The organism is Echinicola shivajiensis (assembly GCF_018642165.1).
Taxonomy (GTDB): domain Bacteria; phylum Bacteroidota; class Bacteroidia; order Cytophagales; family Cyclobacteriaceae; genus Echinicola; species Echinicola shivajiensis.
Map to the genome: position 1 here is coordinate 1,148,233 of NZ_JAHHZM010000001.1, position 18,022 is coordinate 1,166,254.

General features: G+C 38.6%; 17 protein-coding genes and 1 rRNA gene. 8 read left to right on the plus strand and 10 right to left on the minus strand.

From position 1 onward, the window contains the following. Positions 1-63: 63 nt before the first annotated feature. From KMW37_RS04485 to KMW37_RS04495, 3 genes are all read right to left on the minus strand, one after another. Positions 64-717 (minus strand): LolA family protein, encoded by a 654-nt coding sequence (locus KMW37_RS04485; protein ID WP_215223367.1) that lies wholly within the window; start codon positions 715-717, stop codon positions 64-66. Positions 718-749: 32 nt separating this feature from the next. Further along, positions 750-3,266, minus strand: a complete 2,517-nt coding sequence (locus KMW37_RS04490) for an FtsK/SpoIIIE family DNA translocase (protein ID WP_215223368.1) — start codon at positions 3,264-3,266, stop codon at positions 750-752. Positions 3,267-3,331: 65 nt separating this feature from the next. Beyond that, on the minus strand, positions 3,332-4,372 hold the full coding sequence (locus KMW37_RS04495) for a quinone-dependent dihydroorotate dehydrogenase (RefSeq protein ID WP_215223369.1): 1,041 nt from the start codon (positions 4,370-4,372) through the stop codon (positions 3,332-3,334). 258 nt (positions 4,373-4,630) lie between these two features. Between KMW37_RS04495 and KMW37_RS04500 the strand changes: the two genes are divergently transcribed. Then, positions 4,631-7,000, plus strand: a complete 2,370-nt coding sequence (locus KMW37_RS04500; RefSeq protein WP_215223370.1) for a glycoside hydrolase family 95 protein — start codon at positions 4,631-4,633, stop codon at positions 6,998-7,000. A gap of 118 nt (positions 7,001-7,118) precedes the next feature. On the opposite strand, the gene KMW37_RS04505 is transcribed toward KMW37_RS04500, so the two are convergent. Beyond that, a complete protein-coding gene (locus KMW37_RS04505; RefSeq protein ID WP_215223371.1) occupies positions 7,119-8,093 on the minus strand; it encodes a c-type cytochrome in 975 nt (324 codons plus the stop codon). Between the two features lie 166 nt (positions 8,094-8,259). Further along, on the minus strand, positions 8,260-9,165 hold the full coding sequence (gene xerD, locus KMW37_RS04510; RefSeq protein ID WP_215223372.1) for a site-specific tyrosine recombinase XerD: 906 nt from the start codon (positions 9,163-9,165) through the stop codon (positions 8,260-8,262). A gap of 117 nt (positions 9,166-9,282) precedes the next feature. Between xerD and aroQ the strand changes: the two genes are divergently transcribed. The 5 genes from aroQ to KMW37_RS04535 all read left to right on the plus strand — a co-directional run bounded on the left by aroQ (position 9,283) and on the right by KMW37_RS04535 (position 12,664). After that, entirely contained in the window at positions 9,283-9,702 is a 420-nt protein-coding gene (gene aroQ / locus KMW37_RS04515) for a type II 3-dehydroquinate dehydratase (protein ID WP_215223373.1), read from the plus strand. Between the two features lie 15 nt (positions 9,703-9,717). Beyond that, positions 9,718-10,773: an aminotransferase class V-fold PLP-dependent enzyme gene (locus KMW37_RS04520; protein WP_215223374.1), complete on the plus strand. Its 1,056-nt coding sequence runs from the start codon at positions 9,718-9,720 to the stop codon at positions 10,771-10,773. A 57-nt stretch (positions 10,774-10,830) separates the two neighbouring features. Next, positions 10,831-11,409, plus strand: a complete 579-nt coding sequence (locus tag KMW37_RS04525; RefSeq protein WP_215223375.1) for a MarC family protein — start codon at positions 10,831-10,833, stop codon at positions 11,407-11,409. Between the two features lie 69 nt (positions 11,410-11,478). Then, a complete protein-coding gene (rnhA, locus tag KMW37_RS04530; protein WP_215223376.1) occupies positions 11,479-11,934 on the plus strand; it encodes a ribonuclease HI in 456 nt (151 codons plus the stop codon). A gap of 10 nt (positions 11,935-11,944) precedes the next feature. Then, the gene (locus KMW37_RS04535; protein WP_215223377.1) at positions 11,945-12,664 is read left to right on the plus strand and encodes a tRNA1(Val) (adenine(37)-N6)-methyltransferase; all 720 of its coding nucleotides are present in this window, start codon (positions 11,945-11,947) and stop codon (positions 12,662-12,664) included. Positions 12,665-12,669: 5 nt separating this feature from the next. On the opposite strand, the gene KMW37_RS04540 is transcribed toward KMW37_RS04535, so the two are convergent. Beyond that, complete coding sequence (locus tag KMW37_RS04540; RefSeq protein ID WP_215223378.1) at positions 12,670-14,007, minus strand: saccharopine dehydrogenase family protein; 1,338 nt, start codon at positions 14,005-14,007, stop codon at positions 12,670-12,672. A 130-nt stretch (positions 14,008-14,137) separates the two neighbouring features. Between KMW37_RS04540 and KMW37_RS04545 the strand changes: the two genes are divergently transcribed. Both KMW37_RS04545 and KMW37_RS04550 read left to right on the plus strand, forming a co-directional pair. Then, on the plus strand, positions 14,138-14,617 hold the full coding sequence (locus KMW37_RS04545) for a cytidine deaminase (protein WP_215223379.1): 480 nt from the start codon (positions 14,138-14,140) through the stop codon (positions 14,615-14,617). A gap of 7 nt (positions 14,618-14,624) precedes the next feature. Continuing rightward, positions 14,625-15,260 carry an alpha/beta hydrolase gene (locus tag KMW37_RS04550; protein WP_215223380.1) on the plus strand — a complete coding sequence of 212 codons (636 nt, stop codon included), beginning with the start codon at positions 14,625-14,627 and terminating at the stop codon, positions 15,258-15,260. 15 nt (positions 15,261-15,275) lie between these two features. Here KMW37_RS04550 and KMW37_RS04555 read toward each other — a convergent pair whose 3' ends face one another. From KMW37_RS04555 to rrf, 4 genes are all read right to left on the minus strand, one after another. Continuing rightward, positions 15,276-16,052 carry a ThuA domain-containing protein gene (locus tag KMW37_RS04555; protein WP_215223381.1) on the minus strand — a complete coding sequence of 259 codons (777 nt, stop codon included), beginning with the start codon at positions 16,050-16,052 and terminating at the stop codon, positions 15,276-15,278. A 27-nt stretch (positions 16,053-16,079) separates the two neighbouring features. After that, complete coding sequence (locus tag KMW37_RS04560) at positions 16,080-16,865, minus strand: M15 family metallopeptidase (protein WP_215223382.1); 786 nt, start codon at positions 16,863-16,865, stop codon at positions 16,080-16,082. A gap of 1 nt (position 16,866) precedes the next feature. Continuing rightward, entirely contained in the window at positions 16,867-17,619 is a 753-nt protein-coding gene (locus tag KMW37_RS04565; RefSeq protein WP_215223383.1) for an SDR family NAD(P)-dependent oxidoreductase, read from the minus strand. A gap of 295 nt (positions 17,620-17,914) precedes the next feature. Further along, positions 17,915-18,020, minus strand: a 5S ribosomal RNA gene (gene rrf / locus KMW37_RS04570). Positions 18,021-18,022 lie beyond the last annotated feature (2 nt).

Here is an 18,022-nt window from a genome sequence, read left to right on the forward strand (position 1 = left end):
GCACTAAACTTAAAATCATTTAGTATCTGTGCTATTCTTAACTTTTTCGTCCTATAAGGGTAATCAGCGTAAATCTATCACCTCCACATCTACATGCTCTGCCACATCAAATGCAAAAAATGAATTGTTTAAATCTACATCCGTTTTTACATCCTTAAATTCATATTTGAAACTTCCCCCATCAGCATCAGAAACTTCCCAACCCACAAGATCCTTATTAGCTTTATCCACATATAAAACAATGGTACTAAACTGAGCATTTCTATTCTCGGCAGAAAGCTTTATTTTCTGAACCAATTTACCACCCATTCTTTCGTCTCCCAAAAGGGCATAATCATATCCCTTTTTATATAGGTTATAGATACTGGAAGGAGTCAGTTCATCAGGGTCATCACTGACGGTATTAATGGTTACTTCCTTATAGTTTCCTGTCTTGATATAAGTCCAAACAGTTTCTCCATTATTATAAATCTCCTGATCATCCAAAATCAATTTATACCGATTGCCTTTGACAGCAACCTCTCCTTTACTGGACTGACTGGCTCCATCAAGATCATTATAATAATAGTATTCAAAAGTGGCCTGAATACCGTTCAACGACTGATACCTCTCACTCACTTGATCAAGGACTACCTTTGCATTAGGATCTTTTTGTGCCAAAACGAGGCTCTGAAATCCCAAAACAAGTACCGTAAATAATAATATTCTTTTTAACATAGTTAACCTTCTATTTTAGGCTTTATAGCATTTTAGAGGTTACTCAATAACTGTTCCAAACTAACTTCATCCTGAACCAACACTTCCCTTGCCTTGCTCCCTTCAAATGGCCCTACCACACCAGCTGCTTCTAGCTGATCTATGATCCTTCCTGCTCTATTATACCCTAGTTTTAGTTTTCTTTGAATCAATGAAGTACTTCCTTGTTGATGTAAAACAATTAGCTTGGCTGCATCTTCAAAAAGCGGGTCTCTGTCTGAAAGATCTACATCCCCAACACTGCTATCGCTGTCTTCTCCCTCAAATTCTGGCAAGATATAAGCATCACTATATCCCCGTTGTTCTCCAATCCATTCACAAACCGCTTCAACCTCCGGTGTATCCAAAAAGGCACATTGTAAACGGATCACATCAGAGCCCTGAGATAGTAGCATATCCCCCATACCAATCAGCTGTTCAGCGCCTCCAGCATCCAAAATAGTTCTACTGTCTACTTTGGAAGTAACCCTAAAAGAAAGCCTTGCAGGGAAATTGGCTTTAATAATACCGGTAATAACATTTACAGATGGTCGCTGCGTGGCCACCACCAAGTGAATACCGATGGCCCTAGCCAACTGCGCAAGTCGAGCAATAGGAGCTTCTATTTCCTTACCAGCAGTCATCATCAAATCTGCTAACTCATCAATCACCAACACAATATACGGCATAAACTTATGGCCTTTGTCCGGATTAAGTTTCCTGGCCACAAATTTTGCATTGTATTCTTTAAGGTTCCTGCAACCTGCTTCCTTCAGCAAATCATATCGGTTATCCATCTCGATACAAAGTGAATTCAAGGTATAAATTACTTTTTTGGTATCAGTAATAATGGCATCCTCAGCATTAGGCAACTTAGCTAAAAAGTGCCTTTCAATTTTATTAAAAAGTGTTAGCTCCACTTTCTTTGGATCCACCAAGACAAATTTAAGTTGTGAAGGGTGTTTCTTATAAACCAAAGAAGCCAAAATCACATTCAAACCAACAGACTTACCTTGCCCAGTAGCCCCAGCCATCAAGAGGTGAGGCATTTTGGCCAAATCAGCTACAAAAACTTCATTTGAAATGGTTTTCCCCAAGGCAACAGGAAGGTCCTTATCACTTTTCATGAACTTTTCTGTCCCCAAAACTGATTTTGCAGCGACTAGCTCTCTGTTTTTGTTAGGCACCTCTATACCAATAGTACCTTTCCCCGGAATCGGCGCAATGATCCTGATTCCCAATGCCGCCAAACTCAAAGCAATATCATCTTCCAGGTTTTTGATTTTGGAAATCTTCACTCCTGGATCGGGCACAATTTCATATAAAGTTACTGTAGGCCCGATGGTAGCTTTGATTTCCTGAATCCCAATTTTGAAATTCACCAAGGTCTCTACGATCTTGTTTTTATTTTCTTCCAGCTCTTGCCTGGTAACCGTCACCTTTTGTTGATCATACTCATTGAGCAAATCTATATTTGGATACTGGTAGGAAGCCAAATCCAAAGTAGGATCATAAGGATCCAAATTCTCCACTTCACTTACTGTCTTCTCCTCCTTAGCAGCCGTCTCAACGGTGAATCTCTTCTCTTCTTGTTTAGCCTCTTCTTCTACAGTTTCCTCACTGACCATAGTCTGGCCTTCAATATTAAAAGCAGGTTCTGGAGAGCTGTTATTTTGCTTCGCTGGCTTTTCATTTTTGATAGTCCAGCTTTGCCCATCATCTTCTTCCTCTTCCAAATCCAAATCGGAATCTTCAAAATCATCCAAATTTTCCGTTTGCAATGTATCTGAAGTTTTATCAGCAGTTGTAGTAGAAGCGCTTTGAGATGCAGTGGTGGAAACCGCCAAATCGGTATCCATTTGACCATTTTCATCAGGCATATTTTTCACATCCCCCTGCAACCATTCTATATGTGTGATATTATAGAAAAACACCACAAAGATCAGCAAAGAACCAAATATCAGAATAAAGGTACCCCAGCCCAAAAACTCATCTGACAATACCGCCATCTCATAGCCAAATCCTCCGCTCAAGAATTGTAGATAATTAAAACCATCAAGAATATGGACTACATAGCCCAATAACAAACCAATCCAAAAAATAAAAAACAAGCCAAAGGCACTGTATTGGGTGAGAGGTATCAAAGTTTTTTTAAAGGCCCACTTAAAGCCAAGTATAAATAGAAAGGGAGGCAATAAAAAAGCCGCTAAGCCAAACCACCTGAAAATCAACCAATGTGAAATCCAGGCACCAGCATATCCCAACCAATTCCTTGCTTCAGCAGCATTTTCTCTAAAGGACACTCCATCCTGACCAATGTTAGTGACCACACTCTGGTCAGAAGGCCCAGTAAATAAGTATCCCAAAAATGCAAAAAACAAAAACAAGCCTACCATCATAAATAAAATACCAAAGGACAAGGCTATTTTTTTATCCTTTAAGGCATTGATGGAAAAATTAAAAGATCGTTTCGTCTTTTTAGCTTTTTCTTTCTTCCTGAAGGTATTTGATTTATATGTATTTGAAGCCATAATTCTTCAGTAATCCACTTTTTAATGAACAATAAGATAGTTGTAATCTTGAAATATAGAAAATATCAGCGGCTGTAATACTTTTTTAAGCCTTTTTTAATTCTCTTCATCAGCGCTGGACCTTCATAGATCATCCCTGAATAAACCTGTACCAAACTTGCTCCCGCCTCTAACTTTTCTATAGCATCCTCAGCACTGAAAATCCCTCCAACTCCTATGATAGGAAAGGAATGATTGGAATTTTCCGCCAAATATTTGATTACCTCTGTGCTTCTTTTACCCAAAACCTTGCCACTCACTCCTCCAGCACCTATGGCCTCCACTTTTTCCTGCGGAGTCCTCAGCTTACTTCTATCTATGGTCGTGTTGGTAGCTATTACCCCATCAATTTTAGTTTCTTGAACAATAGCAATTATATCATCCAATTGACCGTCCGTTAAGTCCGGAGCAATTTTAAGCAGAATAGGCTTTGGATGATCCATCTGATCATTTTTCTCCTTGATGGAAAGCAAGAGTTTTTTTAACGGCTCTTTTTCCTGTAAATCTCGAAGATTTGGCGTATTAGGTGAACTTACATTGACCACAAAATAATCCACATAAGGATGTAGCGCCTTAAGGCAAATCAGGTAATCGTCCTCCGCTTTATCGTTTGGAGTTACCTTATTCTTTCCAATATTCCCACCAATCAACACCTTAGACTTTCTGCTTTTAAGCCTGCTGATAGCTCCTTCCACACCACCATTATTAAAGCCCATTCGGTTCACCAGTGATTCATCTTCTGGCAATCTAAAAAGTCTTGGTTGTGGATTTCCATCTTGTGGTTTGGGGGTTAAGGTTCCTATCTCAATAAAACCAAAACCCAGCATAGACATTTCATCTATCAGCTTGGCATCTTTATCAAACCCAGCAGCGAGGCCAACCGGGTTTTTGAATTTCAAGCCAAAAACTTCTTTTTCCAATGATGGATCTTCAAAATAAAACATGCGCTTGATAATCCCCTTAACGAGAGGCAAATTGAAGGTCAACTTGGTCATTGAAAAGGTGAAATGGTGGGCATCTTCAGCACCTTTTCTAAAAAGAAAAGGCTTCATTATGGTTTTATACACAGACATCATGGATTGATTTTAAATGCTAAATTAATTGAAATCAATGGAAAGCTATATCAAATTGGCAGTTTCATAGGAAATTAATTCAGCCCAAAATCGGTAACTCCTTTTGTCTTAAGTTTTCACATGTACATAAAGGGCGTTTGCGCTAAAACTAAAACAATTAAATTAGCCAAGCAATAAGATATACTTTTGCTTTTAACCGTTTACAATAAAAATAACCCCAAACAACATATAAGACATTAGACATATTTACCCATGAAAAAGATTTTTATCATTCTTTGTTGTTTTTCAACATTTCTCAGTCTTTCATGTACACCAAAAGACAATTCAAAAAACACCACTAAAATATGGTATACACAAGCCGCTAAGAACTGGAATGAGGCCTTGCCTGTTGGAAATGGCCGCTTGGGAGCAATGATTTATGGCAAAACGGATATTGAACATATCCAGCTCAATGAAGATAGCCTTTGGCCTGGGGGGCCTGACTGGGGCACCTCCAAGGGAAATCCAGAGGACCTAAAAGCCATACGCAAATTAATCAAAGAGGGGAAAGTACATGAGGCGGACAAACTCATTGTGGAAAAGTTCTCAAAGGGAAGAGTTGTAAGATCCCATCAAACTATGGGAGATTTATTTATTGATTTTGATAGACAAGGCGAAATCGAAAACTACACCAGAAACCTAAGCTTTGATGATGCTTTGGCAACTGTCAACTACACTGTAGGCGAATCTTCCTTTTCAGAACGTATATTTTCTTCCGCTGTAGAAGATGTTTTAGTCATTCAACTTGAAACCGATTCAAAAGAGGGAATGAGTTTTGACTTAAGCTTGAGCAGGCCTGAAGACAAAGGCCATCCCACAGTTAAAGTTTCAGTTCCCAACCAACATGAATTGGTGATGTCTGGAGAAGTGACACAATATGGTGCAGTTCTGGAAGGCAAGCCCACCCCATTAGAATCAGGGGTCAAATTTGAAACTAGACTGAAAGTAAACACTAAGGGAGGCAACTCTATAATAAAAGGGAATTCACTTTCCCTAACTGAAGTCAATGAAGCCATCATATATATAGTTTGCAATACTTCATTCTACAGCCAAGACTTCGAAGCAAAAAATAAAACTACACTGGCTAAGCTTGAAAATAAATCAGTTGAGAACCTTCTGAAAGATCATGCAAATGATTTCTCAAAGCTCTTCAATAGCGTTAAGCTAGATTTAGGGAATCATGAGTTGGACAGCTTACCCACAGATCAAAGACTGCAATTAGTTAAAGAAGGCCAAAAAGATGCAGGTTTAGCGGCGACACTATTTCAATATGGCAGGTATTTACTGATATCCTCCTCTCGGCCAGGCACCAATCCCGCAAATTTACAGGGAATTTGGAACGAATCTATTGAAGCGCCTTGGAATGCCGATTACCATTTGAACATTAATCTACAAATGAACTACTGGCCTGCAGGCCCAACTAATTTAGCAGAAATGCAATTGCCTTTGTTTGACTTTGGAGACAGGTTAATTGAAAGAGGAAAAATCCTCGCCAAGGAACAGTACGGAATCAACAGGGGCAGTATTGTTCATCATGCCACAGATCTATGGGCTGTGCCTTGGATGAGAGCAAACCAGCCTTACTGGGGCTCTTGGATACATGGAGGAGGCTGGCTGGCCCAGCATTATTGGGAACATTTTAGATTTACCCAAGACATGGATTTTTTAAGAAACAGAGCCTATCCTGCATTAAAAGAGTTTGCTTCATTTTACCTTGACTGGTTAGAGTTGGATGAGGAAACGGGGCGATACATTTCCTATCCTGAGACATCTCCCGAAAACTCCTATTTTGCAAAAGATGGGAAGCCTGCTGCAGTTTCATATGGAGCAGCAATGGGACACCAAATCATTAAAGAAGTATTTGACAACACATTGGCAGCAGCAAAAATCTTAGAAATTGAAGATGAATTAACCAAAGAAATAAAAGCCAAAAATAATTTATTGACTTCAGGGATCAAAATAGGACCTGATGGCAGATTGCTGGAATGGAACAAAAATTTTGAAGAACCTGAAAAAGGACATAGACATATGTCCCACTTATATGCTTTGCACCCAGGTGATGATATCACCGCGTCAACGCCAGAGGAATTTGACGCCGCTAAAAAAACAATCAGCTACCGTTTGAATCACGGAGGAGCGGGCACAGGTTGGAGTAGGGCATGGATGATAAATTTTAATGCACGACTTCAAGATAAAGAAGCTGCAGAAGAAAACCTCTACAAACTTTTAGAAGTCTCCACTGGAAATAATTTATTTAACCTACACCCTCCCTTCCAAATTGACGGCAATTTTGGATTTACTGCTGGTGTCGCAGAATTATTGTTACAATCTCATGAGGGCTTCATCAGGATACTTCCTACCCTGCCACCAAGTTGGAAAACTGGAACTGTAGAAGGACTAATAGCAAGAGGAAATATCGAAGTTGACATAAAGTGGGAAGAAGGGAAATTGGTAAAAATAGGTTTGCTAAGCATAACTGATCAAAACAAAGAAGTCCTTTATAATGGAAAGAAGACCTCATTGAGTCTCACAAAAAATAAAAAGGTCTGGCTGGATAACGACTTGAGCATGTTTTCTCAATAAAACACAGCCCCTTAATGAGGATTAAGGGGCTGTGTTTCTAAAGGGTAAAAAAAGAAGTTGGGATTCAACCGGAATCCCCTACTTCTTTGAAGTGATTAATCCACTTTTTCAATCTATGTTAATTTGCGAATGACACTTTTTCAACCTGGTTTTTCACAGGTTCCAAAGAGTTCAAATATTTGTAAATAGCTCTTAAATCTGTCGTATCCATACCGGCATACATTACCCAAGGCATAATGGTCTGAAAGTCTCCCTGCTTTACGGGGATATTTTGGAATGGCTCAGTTTCATACTTTTTAAAGAGTGCCACAAAAGCATCTTCCGATAGATTTCCTATACCTGTTTCATCGGCCGTTAAATTTGCAGAACGGATGACGGTACCATCAGGAAAAGGAAACTCCCTTCCTCCTCCAAGCCTAGGACCTACATAAGCACCATTCTCAAAATTAGTATGACAATCTGCACAAGCTCCTGCAGTCACTAAATATTCTCCATATTTTACTACATCTTCTTTTGAAGGCATTGGTTTTAACTCTGCCGGCTGAGGAATAGTATTAAGAATCAAGTTCATAGGAAAATCGGCCTTTGAGGCAGGCAAATCATTCTCCACTGGCTCCAAGGTCCTGATATAGGCGATGACAGCTTTAATATCTTCTGCATCCATATTGCCATAACTTTGGTAGGGCATCACCGGGAAAATTGGGTCTCCATCCTTTTTGACACCTGTAGTGATCAATCTGAACACCTCACCATCTGTCCAATCGCCAATACCACTTGGTGTAATATTTGGTGCTATAAACACTCCAGGAAAGCCCATGGAATGGTCAAACTTATCCCCTCCAGCACCAAGGCTATTAGGTTTGGGTGGTCCTGAAAATATTGAAAAATCCCTTTGGGCATGACAGTCCATACAGAGCATAACATGATGAGCTAGATACTCTCCTCTTGCTATTTGTTCATCAGTGCCAGCTATTTTAATCTCTTCCGGCGGGCCTACGTTCGGCAAACCCAAACTCATATAGGCAATCCCCCCACCAATAATAATTAATAATACAGTTAGTATGTAAATAACTATCTTCAAAAAGCGTTTCATATGTCGTTTGTTTACAAAATATGGTAGAATATACGTAAAAATATTAAATACACAAAAAATTAAAGTTCAAATACCTAATTATGACATTCGTATTGAGATGAAACATTTTCACTTAGGTCCTACATTAAAAAAATTCATAAACAAAAACCTTTGTATTCCCTTCAATTCACTTCCTAGGATGGAACTCTGTCAGCACCTGTCTTAAATATTCCCTGTCAAGGTGAGTGTAAATCTCTGTGGTGGTTATACTTTCATGGCCTAGCATTTCTTGAACGGCCCTGAGATCTGCTCCCCCTTCTATTAAATGTGTTGCAAAGCTGTGCCTAAAGGTATGAGGACTGACCTTTTTTCGAATCCCTACCTCAGCCACTATTTTTTTTATCATTAAAAACACCATTACCCTGGTTAGCTTTTTCCCCCGACGGTTCAAGAACACATATTCCTCATGGCCTGTAGCTATTTTTTGGTGACGACGAATTTCTTTTAAATAGATTTGAAGATATTTCAATGCATCTTTTCCTACAGGTACCAACCTTTCCTTATTTCCTTTTCCAATCACTCTTAAAAAACCAATGTCGGTATATACATTCGAAATTTTTAATTCCGTAAGTTCGGACACTCTAAGACCACTACTATATAACACTTCTAGCATTGCCCTATTTCTATGGCCTTCAGCCTCTCCTAACTTAACACTTTCCAATATTTGATTGATCTCATGATAGCTCAAGGTATCCGGCAATTTCCTACCCAACTTAGGGGCTTCCAGAAGTACAGCAGGATCTTCCGAAATAATATCCTCATACATCAAGAATTTAAAAAATGCCTTTATTCCAGAAATCACCCTAGCTTGGGTATATTCTGAAACTCCTAGGGAGGCCAATTCATGAACAAAGGATCTTAAATGTTCCAGTTGAAGTCCTGAGAGTCGTAGATCAGGATAATTTTCATTAAAATGAGAGACCAACCTTTTTATATCATGCTGATAAGCAGTTATTGAATTTTGGCTCAAAGAGCGCTCTATCTTTAAATAATAGACAAACTGCTTGATATAATTCTCCCAATAACCCTCCATAAATAAATATTTTGATCCAAAGATAAAATTTAAGCCTGGCTTTTTTATTTAAATCAACTGGCATATACTTAACTTTACCCAATATTTGGAAGTAAAAGCTAAAAACAATTTTATATTTTGAAGATACTTATAATAAATGGCCCAAACCTAAACCTTTTAGGCAAGAGAGAACCAGAAATTTACGGAAAGCAGTCCTTTGAAGAATACTTTGAAACCCTTCAAAATGCCTTCCCGCAAATAGAATTATCTTATTACCAAAGCAATATTGAAGGAGAACTGGTAGATAAAATTCACGAAGTAGGCTTTAATTACGACGGAATTTTACTCAATGCAGGTGCCTACACCCATACATCCGTAGCTATATCAGATGCTATTGCCGGAGTGACAACTCCTACCTTAGAGATTCACATTTCCAATATTTATAAAAGAGAAGAATTTCGTCACAAAAGCATTATTTCAAAAGAATGCATAGGTATGATTTCTGGATTAGGCCTAAAAGGTTATGAATTAGGCATTCAGTATTTTCTTCAATCATAACAAACCTCAAAACTGATGATCACATTTTCACCAGGACCTTCCAAGGTCTATGACCAAGTAGCAGAATATTTACAAGATGCTTTTAATCAAGGTATATTAAGTGCTAACCACCGAAGTGCTACATTTATGAACCTTTATCAGGAAACTGAAACTTTAATAAAGGAAAAACTTCATGTACCTGAAGATTATAAATTACTTTTCACCTCAAGCGCGACAGAAAACTGGGAAATCATTGCTCAGTCGATTGTAGAGCGTGCCAGTTACCATATTTATTCAGGATCCTTTGGGAAAAAATGGTTGAGCTTTGCCTCCCATTTAAATCCAGAAACTGAATCCCTTAAACTAGACACTGAAACAGCCTTAGACGTAGCCTCTCTGGATATTGATGAGAAATTTGATCTTATCGCAATTACCCAAAATGAGACTTCAAACGCCACAGAAGTGAGCAACGAACTGATTGCTGAGCTAGGGCAAAAATACCCTAATAAAATGATCGCTGTGGATACTACATCTTCCATGGCAGGGATTGAGCTAGACTTCACTTTGGCTGACATTTGGTATGCATCGGTACAAAAATGTTTTGGGCTTCCTGCTGGTTTGGGTATATTGATACTTTCTCCAAAGGCAATAGAAAAATGTAACCATAAGGGTGAGGCTGGTCGCTATAATTCCTTAAGTTTCATACTCGAAAATGCAGCTAATTACCAAACGCACTACACCCCTAATGTCCTGGGGATCTACTTGCTGAAAAGAAGCTTGGAGGACAGGCCTGAAATTCAGGAAACTGACCATCTGCTTAGAGAGAGAATGAGGATTTTGGAGAACACCATTGCTCAATCGGAAAAATTGATGATGCTTGTTCAAAACCCAGAAACCAGAAGTAAGACTGTAATGGGAATTTCAGGTAAGGAAGAATTCATCAAGGAAATCAAGGCCGAAGCTGAAAAAGCAGGAATGCAAATGGGTAGTGGTTATGGTCCGCTAAAGCCTACCAGCTTTAGAATAGCCAACTTCCCTGCTATCAGTGATGCAGAGTTCGATAAATTGATCAAATTCCTAAAAGAATATTAATTCAAAATCTGAAATTATTCCAAATTAAAATTTTACTTTTGCGGCAAAATTTTAACAATGTTTGATTTCAAAGAAATTCTATCGGTCACACTGATCCTATTTTCGGTAATTGATATTTTGGGTTCTATTCCCATCATTATCAACTTACGTCGAAAATCAGGGCACATTCAGTCTGAAAAAGCGACCATTGTGGCAGGAATCCTCATGGTCCTTTTCCTATTACTGGGGAAAAACATCCTCAACCTATTTGGAATTGGGGTGGATGACTTTGCCATAGCCGGTGCACTGATCATTTTTGCACTTGGTGCCGAAATGATTTTAGGCATTGAAATTTTCAAACCGGATCCCGAGGCGGATGCTTCCAGTACTTCTATTGTCCCTATTGCCTTTCCATTAATTGCGGGGGCAGGAACAATGACTACCATTTTGACCTTAAAGTCGGAATTTGCTCAGGCCAATATTGCCGTTGGTATTCTGATCAATTTGGTGATTGTCTACGCAGTACTAAAAAGCACCAATTGGCTGGAGAAAATACTGGGTAAGACCGGACTGGATGTTTTGAGAAGGATTTTTGGGATTATCCTATTATCTATTGCCATCAAAATCTTCAAAACAAACCTATTTGAAGCACTATAATTGACATTTAAAATTCCATCATTTAAAATGTCAGCTAGAAATGGCTGACATTTTTTTATACTTTTGAGCATGATTTTAATTTACACGGACGGAGCAGCTAAGGGGAACCCTGGAAACGGGGGATATGGGACCATTTTGAAATTCAGGCAACACGAAAAAGAACTTTCTGAGGGATTTCGATTGACTACCAATAACCGCATGGAATTGCTTGCAGTAATAAAGGGACTTGAAGCAATTAAAGTGGAAGGGATTCCGGTAAAAATATATTCAGACAGCAAATATGTGGTCGATGCGGTTACAAAAGGCTGGATTTGGAGCTGGCAAAAAAAAGGCTTCAAGGACAAAAAGAATGTGGATCTTTGGAAAAGATATATTCCATTGCACAATAAGTATAAACCCCAGTTCCAATGGGTAAAGGGACATGCAGGCCATCCTGAAAATGAAAGATGTGACCAATTGGCTGTGGATGCGGCAGAATCGAAAAACCTATTAATCGACGAGGTTTACGAAAGGGAAAACAGATAGTATAATTATTATGCCCAATAATTATTTCCAATTTAAGCAATTCACTATTTACCAAGATCAATGTGCTATGAAGGTAAGTACTGATGCTGCTGTACTTGGTGCTTTGGCCAGTCAATCGCAACCAGAGAATATCCTGGACATTGGGACCGGCACAGGGGTGATCGCTTTGATGCTGGCCCAAAGGTTTGAAAAAGCCCAAATTAAGGCAATGGAAATTGATAGCAAGGCATTTACCCAAGCCAGCGAAAATATAGCCCAAAGCCCTTGGTCTGATCAGGTGAAAATAGAAAAGGGTTCCTTCCAAGATTTTTCAAAGAGCGAGACTAAAAAATTCGACCTAATCGTCAGCAACCCTCCTTATTATACTAACCATAACAAATCCAAAGACCAACAACGTAACCTGGCACTGCATAATGACGAATTGCCGTTCGGCGACTTGATCAAAGGAGTAATTAAACTGCTAAATCCTAAAACGGGAAAATTCTGGGTAATCCTCCCTCCAAACCAAATGAAGGAACTGGAGAAGATTGCATTTTTTTTCAAACTCTACCCAGCGGAATTCTATGAATTAAAAGATCGTTCTAGCACCAAGGTTTTAAGGCATATCAAATCATTTTCCTTCAATAGTTCCTTACAACGGGAACCAATTACTATTTGTATTAAGGATGAAGAATTCAATTATACCCCGGAATACAGAAGTCTTTTAAAAGATTTTTTACTGATCTTTTAAGCTGATTAATCATAACATACTTCCTCCTTAAACACAATTCCCTTTTCTGCCAATTCCCTCAAAATCGGAATATATATTTCCTTTTTAGTAGGAAGGTGCAAACCCTTTAATTTGATCTCGCCTTGCAAAAACATGTCCACCGCTATAGCGAGTGGTAAACCTACTGTTTTTGCCATGGCTGTATAATCCCGGTTTTCCCCTTTTATGACCAAACTTGAGTAAATATGCTTTCTAATTTTTTGAGGAGTAATGATTTCAAACTGATGTTGCATCACCACCATATCATGATCATCAGCCCTCATAGCCCATTTTTTCTCTAAAATAACTTGAAGGATTTCTGCGGGACTCCCCTTAACTAAAGGCAAGGGATCATTGCTAAAGAATCCTAGCCATTCCAGTTTATATAAAATCTCATTATCTACCCATGGAAGTAAGGACTGTAACTTTTCTTCCACTTTTTGAACTGGATCAAATGGTAAAAAGGCGTTGAAAAATTCACGCATGGTAAAATCCTCCGGAAGTTCGACTTTAAATGTATCATCAGTAATTCCCAGCTGCACCAGAACGTCCCAACTTCTACAAAAACCGGTTCTTCTCAAAGTCCCCCTTATGATGGTAGGGATATCTTCAAGTCCATATACCGCCCTATAGCCCAAAGAATCTCTATTGGCATATCCATCAAATTCTCCAACTTCTTCAAATTTCAATTTATCAGTTCGCCTAAAAAGCATATGGTACGGAACAAATTTATATTTTCCGTTTCTAATAAACCGCGAAACTCCCTGCCCAGCAAGCACTACATTTCTAGGGTTCCAAGTAAATTTATACTTCCAAGGATTATCCTTTTCACTGTCTGGAGAAAGCACTCCGCCGCAGTATGACTTAAAGAGCACTATTGTATTTCCTTCTTTCTTCTCTTCATCAATGATCCTCATTGCGGACATATGATCAATTCCAGGATCTAAACCGCACTCATTGAGGAAAAATAAACCTTTTGCGGCGACTTCTCTTCCCATTGCCTTCATCTCCTCTGACTCATAGGATGCGGAAAAAAAATGTTTTCCCAAAACCAAACAATCACCTGCCACTATAGGATGTAAAAATGCAGGCAACATAGACACTACCACATCTGACCGAGAAATCGCCAATCTCCTTTCTTCATGGTTCTCCACCTTAAGCTGAATAGCCTCTCCACTGTCCCAAGACTTAAGCCTTTCCCTGGCCAATTCAACATTTGTATCTGCAAGTATCAAATGGTACTTATTCAGAGAACTTCGCTCCATAAGATAATCCACCAAAACTTTTGAGGATTTTCCAGCACCGATAACTAATATCGTTTTCATTAAGTTAATACTTTGGGTTTATTCAAGATGCCAAATAATTTCATCTTGGAGAAATTTATCCTTTTAAATCCTTAAACTAAAGGTTAAATTATCAATATATAAATTCCAAAACTTCTATTTGCATACCCACATGGCAAAAAAAGTCTCTCAAAATGTATGTTTGCACATCCTTGAACTGGAAGAGTTGGACACCAAGGAAATAGCTTTAATGGAGTTGGCAAAAAAATCCCTACAAAAAGCTTATGCCCCATATTCTCAATTTTCAGTTGGAGCTGCATTACTTTTGGCAAATGGAGAAATGCTTTCAGCCAATAACCAGGAAAATGCTGCCTTCCCAGTTGGTATTTGTGCCGAGCGAGTGTTACTTTCCTATGCCAATGCCAATTTCCCTGATCAGGCTCCTTTAAAACTTGCCATCGCTGCTAAATCAATCGCAAACGAAGAATACTCCTTCATTTCACCTTGTGGGCTTTGTAGGCAGACAATCAATGAATATGAGCTGAAATTTAAGCAGGAAATAGAAATCTACATGCTAAATCCATCAGGGCAAATATTAAAAGCCGATAATATCAGCCAATTACTCCCCTTCAAATTCAATAATTTTAAATAAATAAAAAATGTACCAAGAAGTCAGCTTTCAGAGTAAAGCATCTTACCTCACCTCTCATAAGCCTAATGGCAGGGAAAAGGAAATTTGGGTGGTGCTCCATGGATATGGACAATTGGCTCCCTTCTTTTTACAAAAGTTTGAATCGATCTTTGATGAGAAGCGGCTTATTATTGCTCCAGAAGCCATGAATTATAATTATTTAAAAGGTTATTCTGGCAGAGTAGGGGCTAATTGGATGACCAAGCATCAACGGGAACTGGCCATAGAAAACAACAACCAATTTTTAAATGCTATTATAGAACAGGTATTAGAAGGCTATAGACAAAAGCCTGACATTCATGTTTTGGGATTCTCTCAAGGAAGTGCTACTGCAAGCAGGTGGGCTGCCCAGCTGAATATGCCAATAAAAAAACTGGTATTATGGGGAGGAGGCTTTGCACACGATGTAGACCTAAGTCAAGTAAACAAGTCTTTGAAGGATACACGTATTATAATGGTTTGGGGTAACAAGGATCACTTTCTGACCGAGGATAGATTAAAGGAACAAGAAGAAATCTTGAATAAGATTAATCTCAAAAAAGAAAAAATCTCCTACAAAGGTGGACATGATATATATCCAGCCCCCTTGAAGGAGATTTTATAAGATTGGAAATAGGGTTTAATCTAGTGGATATCCTTTTGCTGCCCACCAAATTCCCCCATAAAGATGGTTAAGGAAATCAGGATCTTCATAAGCTGACTCTACGTGGCCTAATCCCGTATAAAACACCCTTCCTCCATCATATTCATGATACCAAGCAATCGGATGAACATCACCCATTCCCATCTTCTTACCATTTCTTGAACCTACATCATAAGTACTTTCATCCAATTGTAAAAGAATATTTACATCTTCATTGAAGTTTTGGTACTCATACAATTCATCAGTCCATAACCAATATTTATTATCCAAGTGATAAGTTGATGGGTGATTTGGGTCCACCACTTTAATCCTCACTGTTTGCTGGGCAGGGTGGTGTCTGAACTGGCCGCCTATCATTTTGGTATACCATTCCCAATTATACTCGGTATCAGTGGCACTATGGATACCCACCACGCCTTTGCCACTCTGGACGAATCTAACAAATGCAGCCTTTTGCTCGTCATTCAAAATATCACCTGTAGTGCTTGCCAAAATAATTAAGTCATATTTCGATAAAGATTCATCTGTAAAAACTGCTGCATCTTCAGTAGCATATACACTAAAAACCCTATCTCTAGCCATATCCTTGAGGGCTTTTACGGCATTAGGGATTGATTGATGCCTAAAACCTTGGGTTTTACTAAAAACCAAAGCCCGAAACTGGCCTTGCGCAAATGAGCTTATACTTGTAAATAAAATTAAACTTAACATTAAAAAGCCCTTTCTAAGGACTTCACTTTTCAATAGGTTCATTGTATGTATTTATAATTGTAAAATATATTAAGGTATTATTTCAAACTTGGATTTTGCCTCCTTTAAAGAAAAGGCATTAAAGTGCCACCATTCAGAACCAATTCCTGTAAACCCTCCCTTTTTCATGGCCTGGCGAAGAATCTCCCTTCTTTCAATATGACTTTTACTAATTTTCCCAGTAGATAACATTTCTTTTTCCCGATCTGGATAGGCCGGATACCCAAAAAAATCATAATGCGTACCTAGATCCAACGCCTCTCCTGTTTCTTTATAGGCCAAAGTAAGGTCTACCGCTAAACCATAATTATGCAAACTTCCTTTTTGAGGATTGGCAACATACAAAGGTTTAATACTATCTGGTTTATCTAAACTATCCCAAAGAATCTGCTGAACCGATTGCGGCCTGACACCATCATAAATCAAAAAGGTCAAATCAGGATGGTGGTTTTTTAAATAATACAAGGCCACTTTTAACTTTTTAACAGTGGCCTCTTGCAAATAGCAGTTTGTCAACTCACCATATACATCTTGGCCAAAAAAGTTATCCTCTGTACTATATTTCAAATCAACAAATACCTCAGGTAATACAGCCTGTACATTAACCAAGCCAGCTTCAATAAGCCCTTGCTCCAATACACCTATAGAATCAGGTTCCATAGCAATATGGGAATCCAATACTGATTCTTCTATACTAATATGAGATACTTTTGGACTTTCTTCTATTACTGTCTGTTCTGCCTTATTCCTATTCCCATCGCAAAAACAACATAAAAATAGTAAACCAAAAAAAAGAAAATATCGAGATTTAGGCATATTATTTTCTATAAACTGTAGTACTATTTGCCTGCTCTCCTGCCAATACTGTAATATCAGTTAGGGCGACGTGTTTGGGTCTTGTCACTACAAAATTGACAATATCAGCTATATCTTCAGCTTTTAATGGATCAAACCCCTCATAAACTGTCTTTGCCCTTTCTTCATCCCCTTTAAACCTAACGACTGAAAATTCAGTTTCGACTAAACCAGGATGAATTCCCGTAACCTTTATACCATATTTAGTCAAATCCAAGCGCATTCCCTTTGTCAATGCATCCACTGCATGTTTGGAAGCGCAATATACATTACCATTGGGGTAAACTTCTTTTGCTGCAATAGAACCAATATTAATAATATGACCTGATTTCCTTTCCCGCATAATGGGCATAATTTGTTTGGACACATATAGCAAACCTTTCACATTAATATCCATCATTGCATCCCAGTCATCAACATTACCTTCATCAATTGCATCCAAGCCATGGGCATTTCCTGCATTATTAATTAGAACATCAATATCCCTCCATTTCCCCTCTAAGGTACCTATAGCATATTCAACTGCTTTTCTGTCACGCACATCAAATACCAAATAATGATAATCAACCTTAGGATCCAAATCAGCTTTTAACTCCTTTAGACGTTGCTCTCTTCTACCAGTAGCTATTATATGATAACCTTCCTTAGCAAGACTAATGGCACAGGCCCTACCAATACCAGAAGTAGCTCCAGTAATCAATGCGATTTTATTCATAATTAGTTGAAATTCATTTAAACGGTAATTTAAAAAAGAATCCGTTCAGAATGAGAAGAAAAATAAAAAACTAAATTGGTTTTTATGTAAATGGCAAAATTAAAAGATATCAGCCTAAACAAATCCCCACAACAGCAGATCTTATTTCTTCGCTGAATACCTATATCGCTTTGATCCAAAAATATTCTTAAAACTTAGGCGACTCACTTCACGCCTATTTGGTTTAAAAAGTATACTGTTTATTAAAAACAAAAAGCCCCTTTCACGGTGTTTGTGAAAGGGGCCTGATAGGTGAGGGCGGCGACCTACTCTCCCGGGTGTAACCCCAGTACCATCGGCGCGACAGGGCTTAACTTCTCTGTTCGGGATGGGAAGAGGTGGATCCCCTGCGCCGTACCGCCCA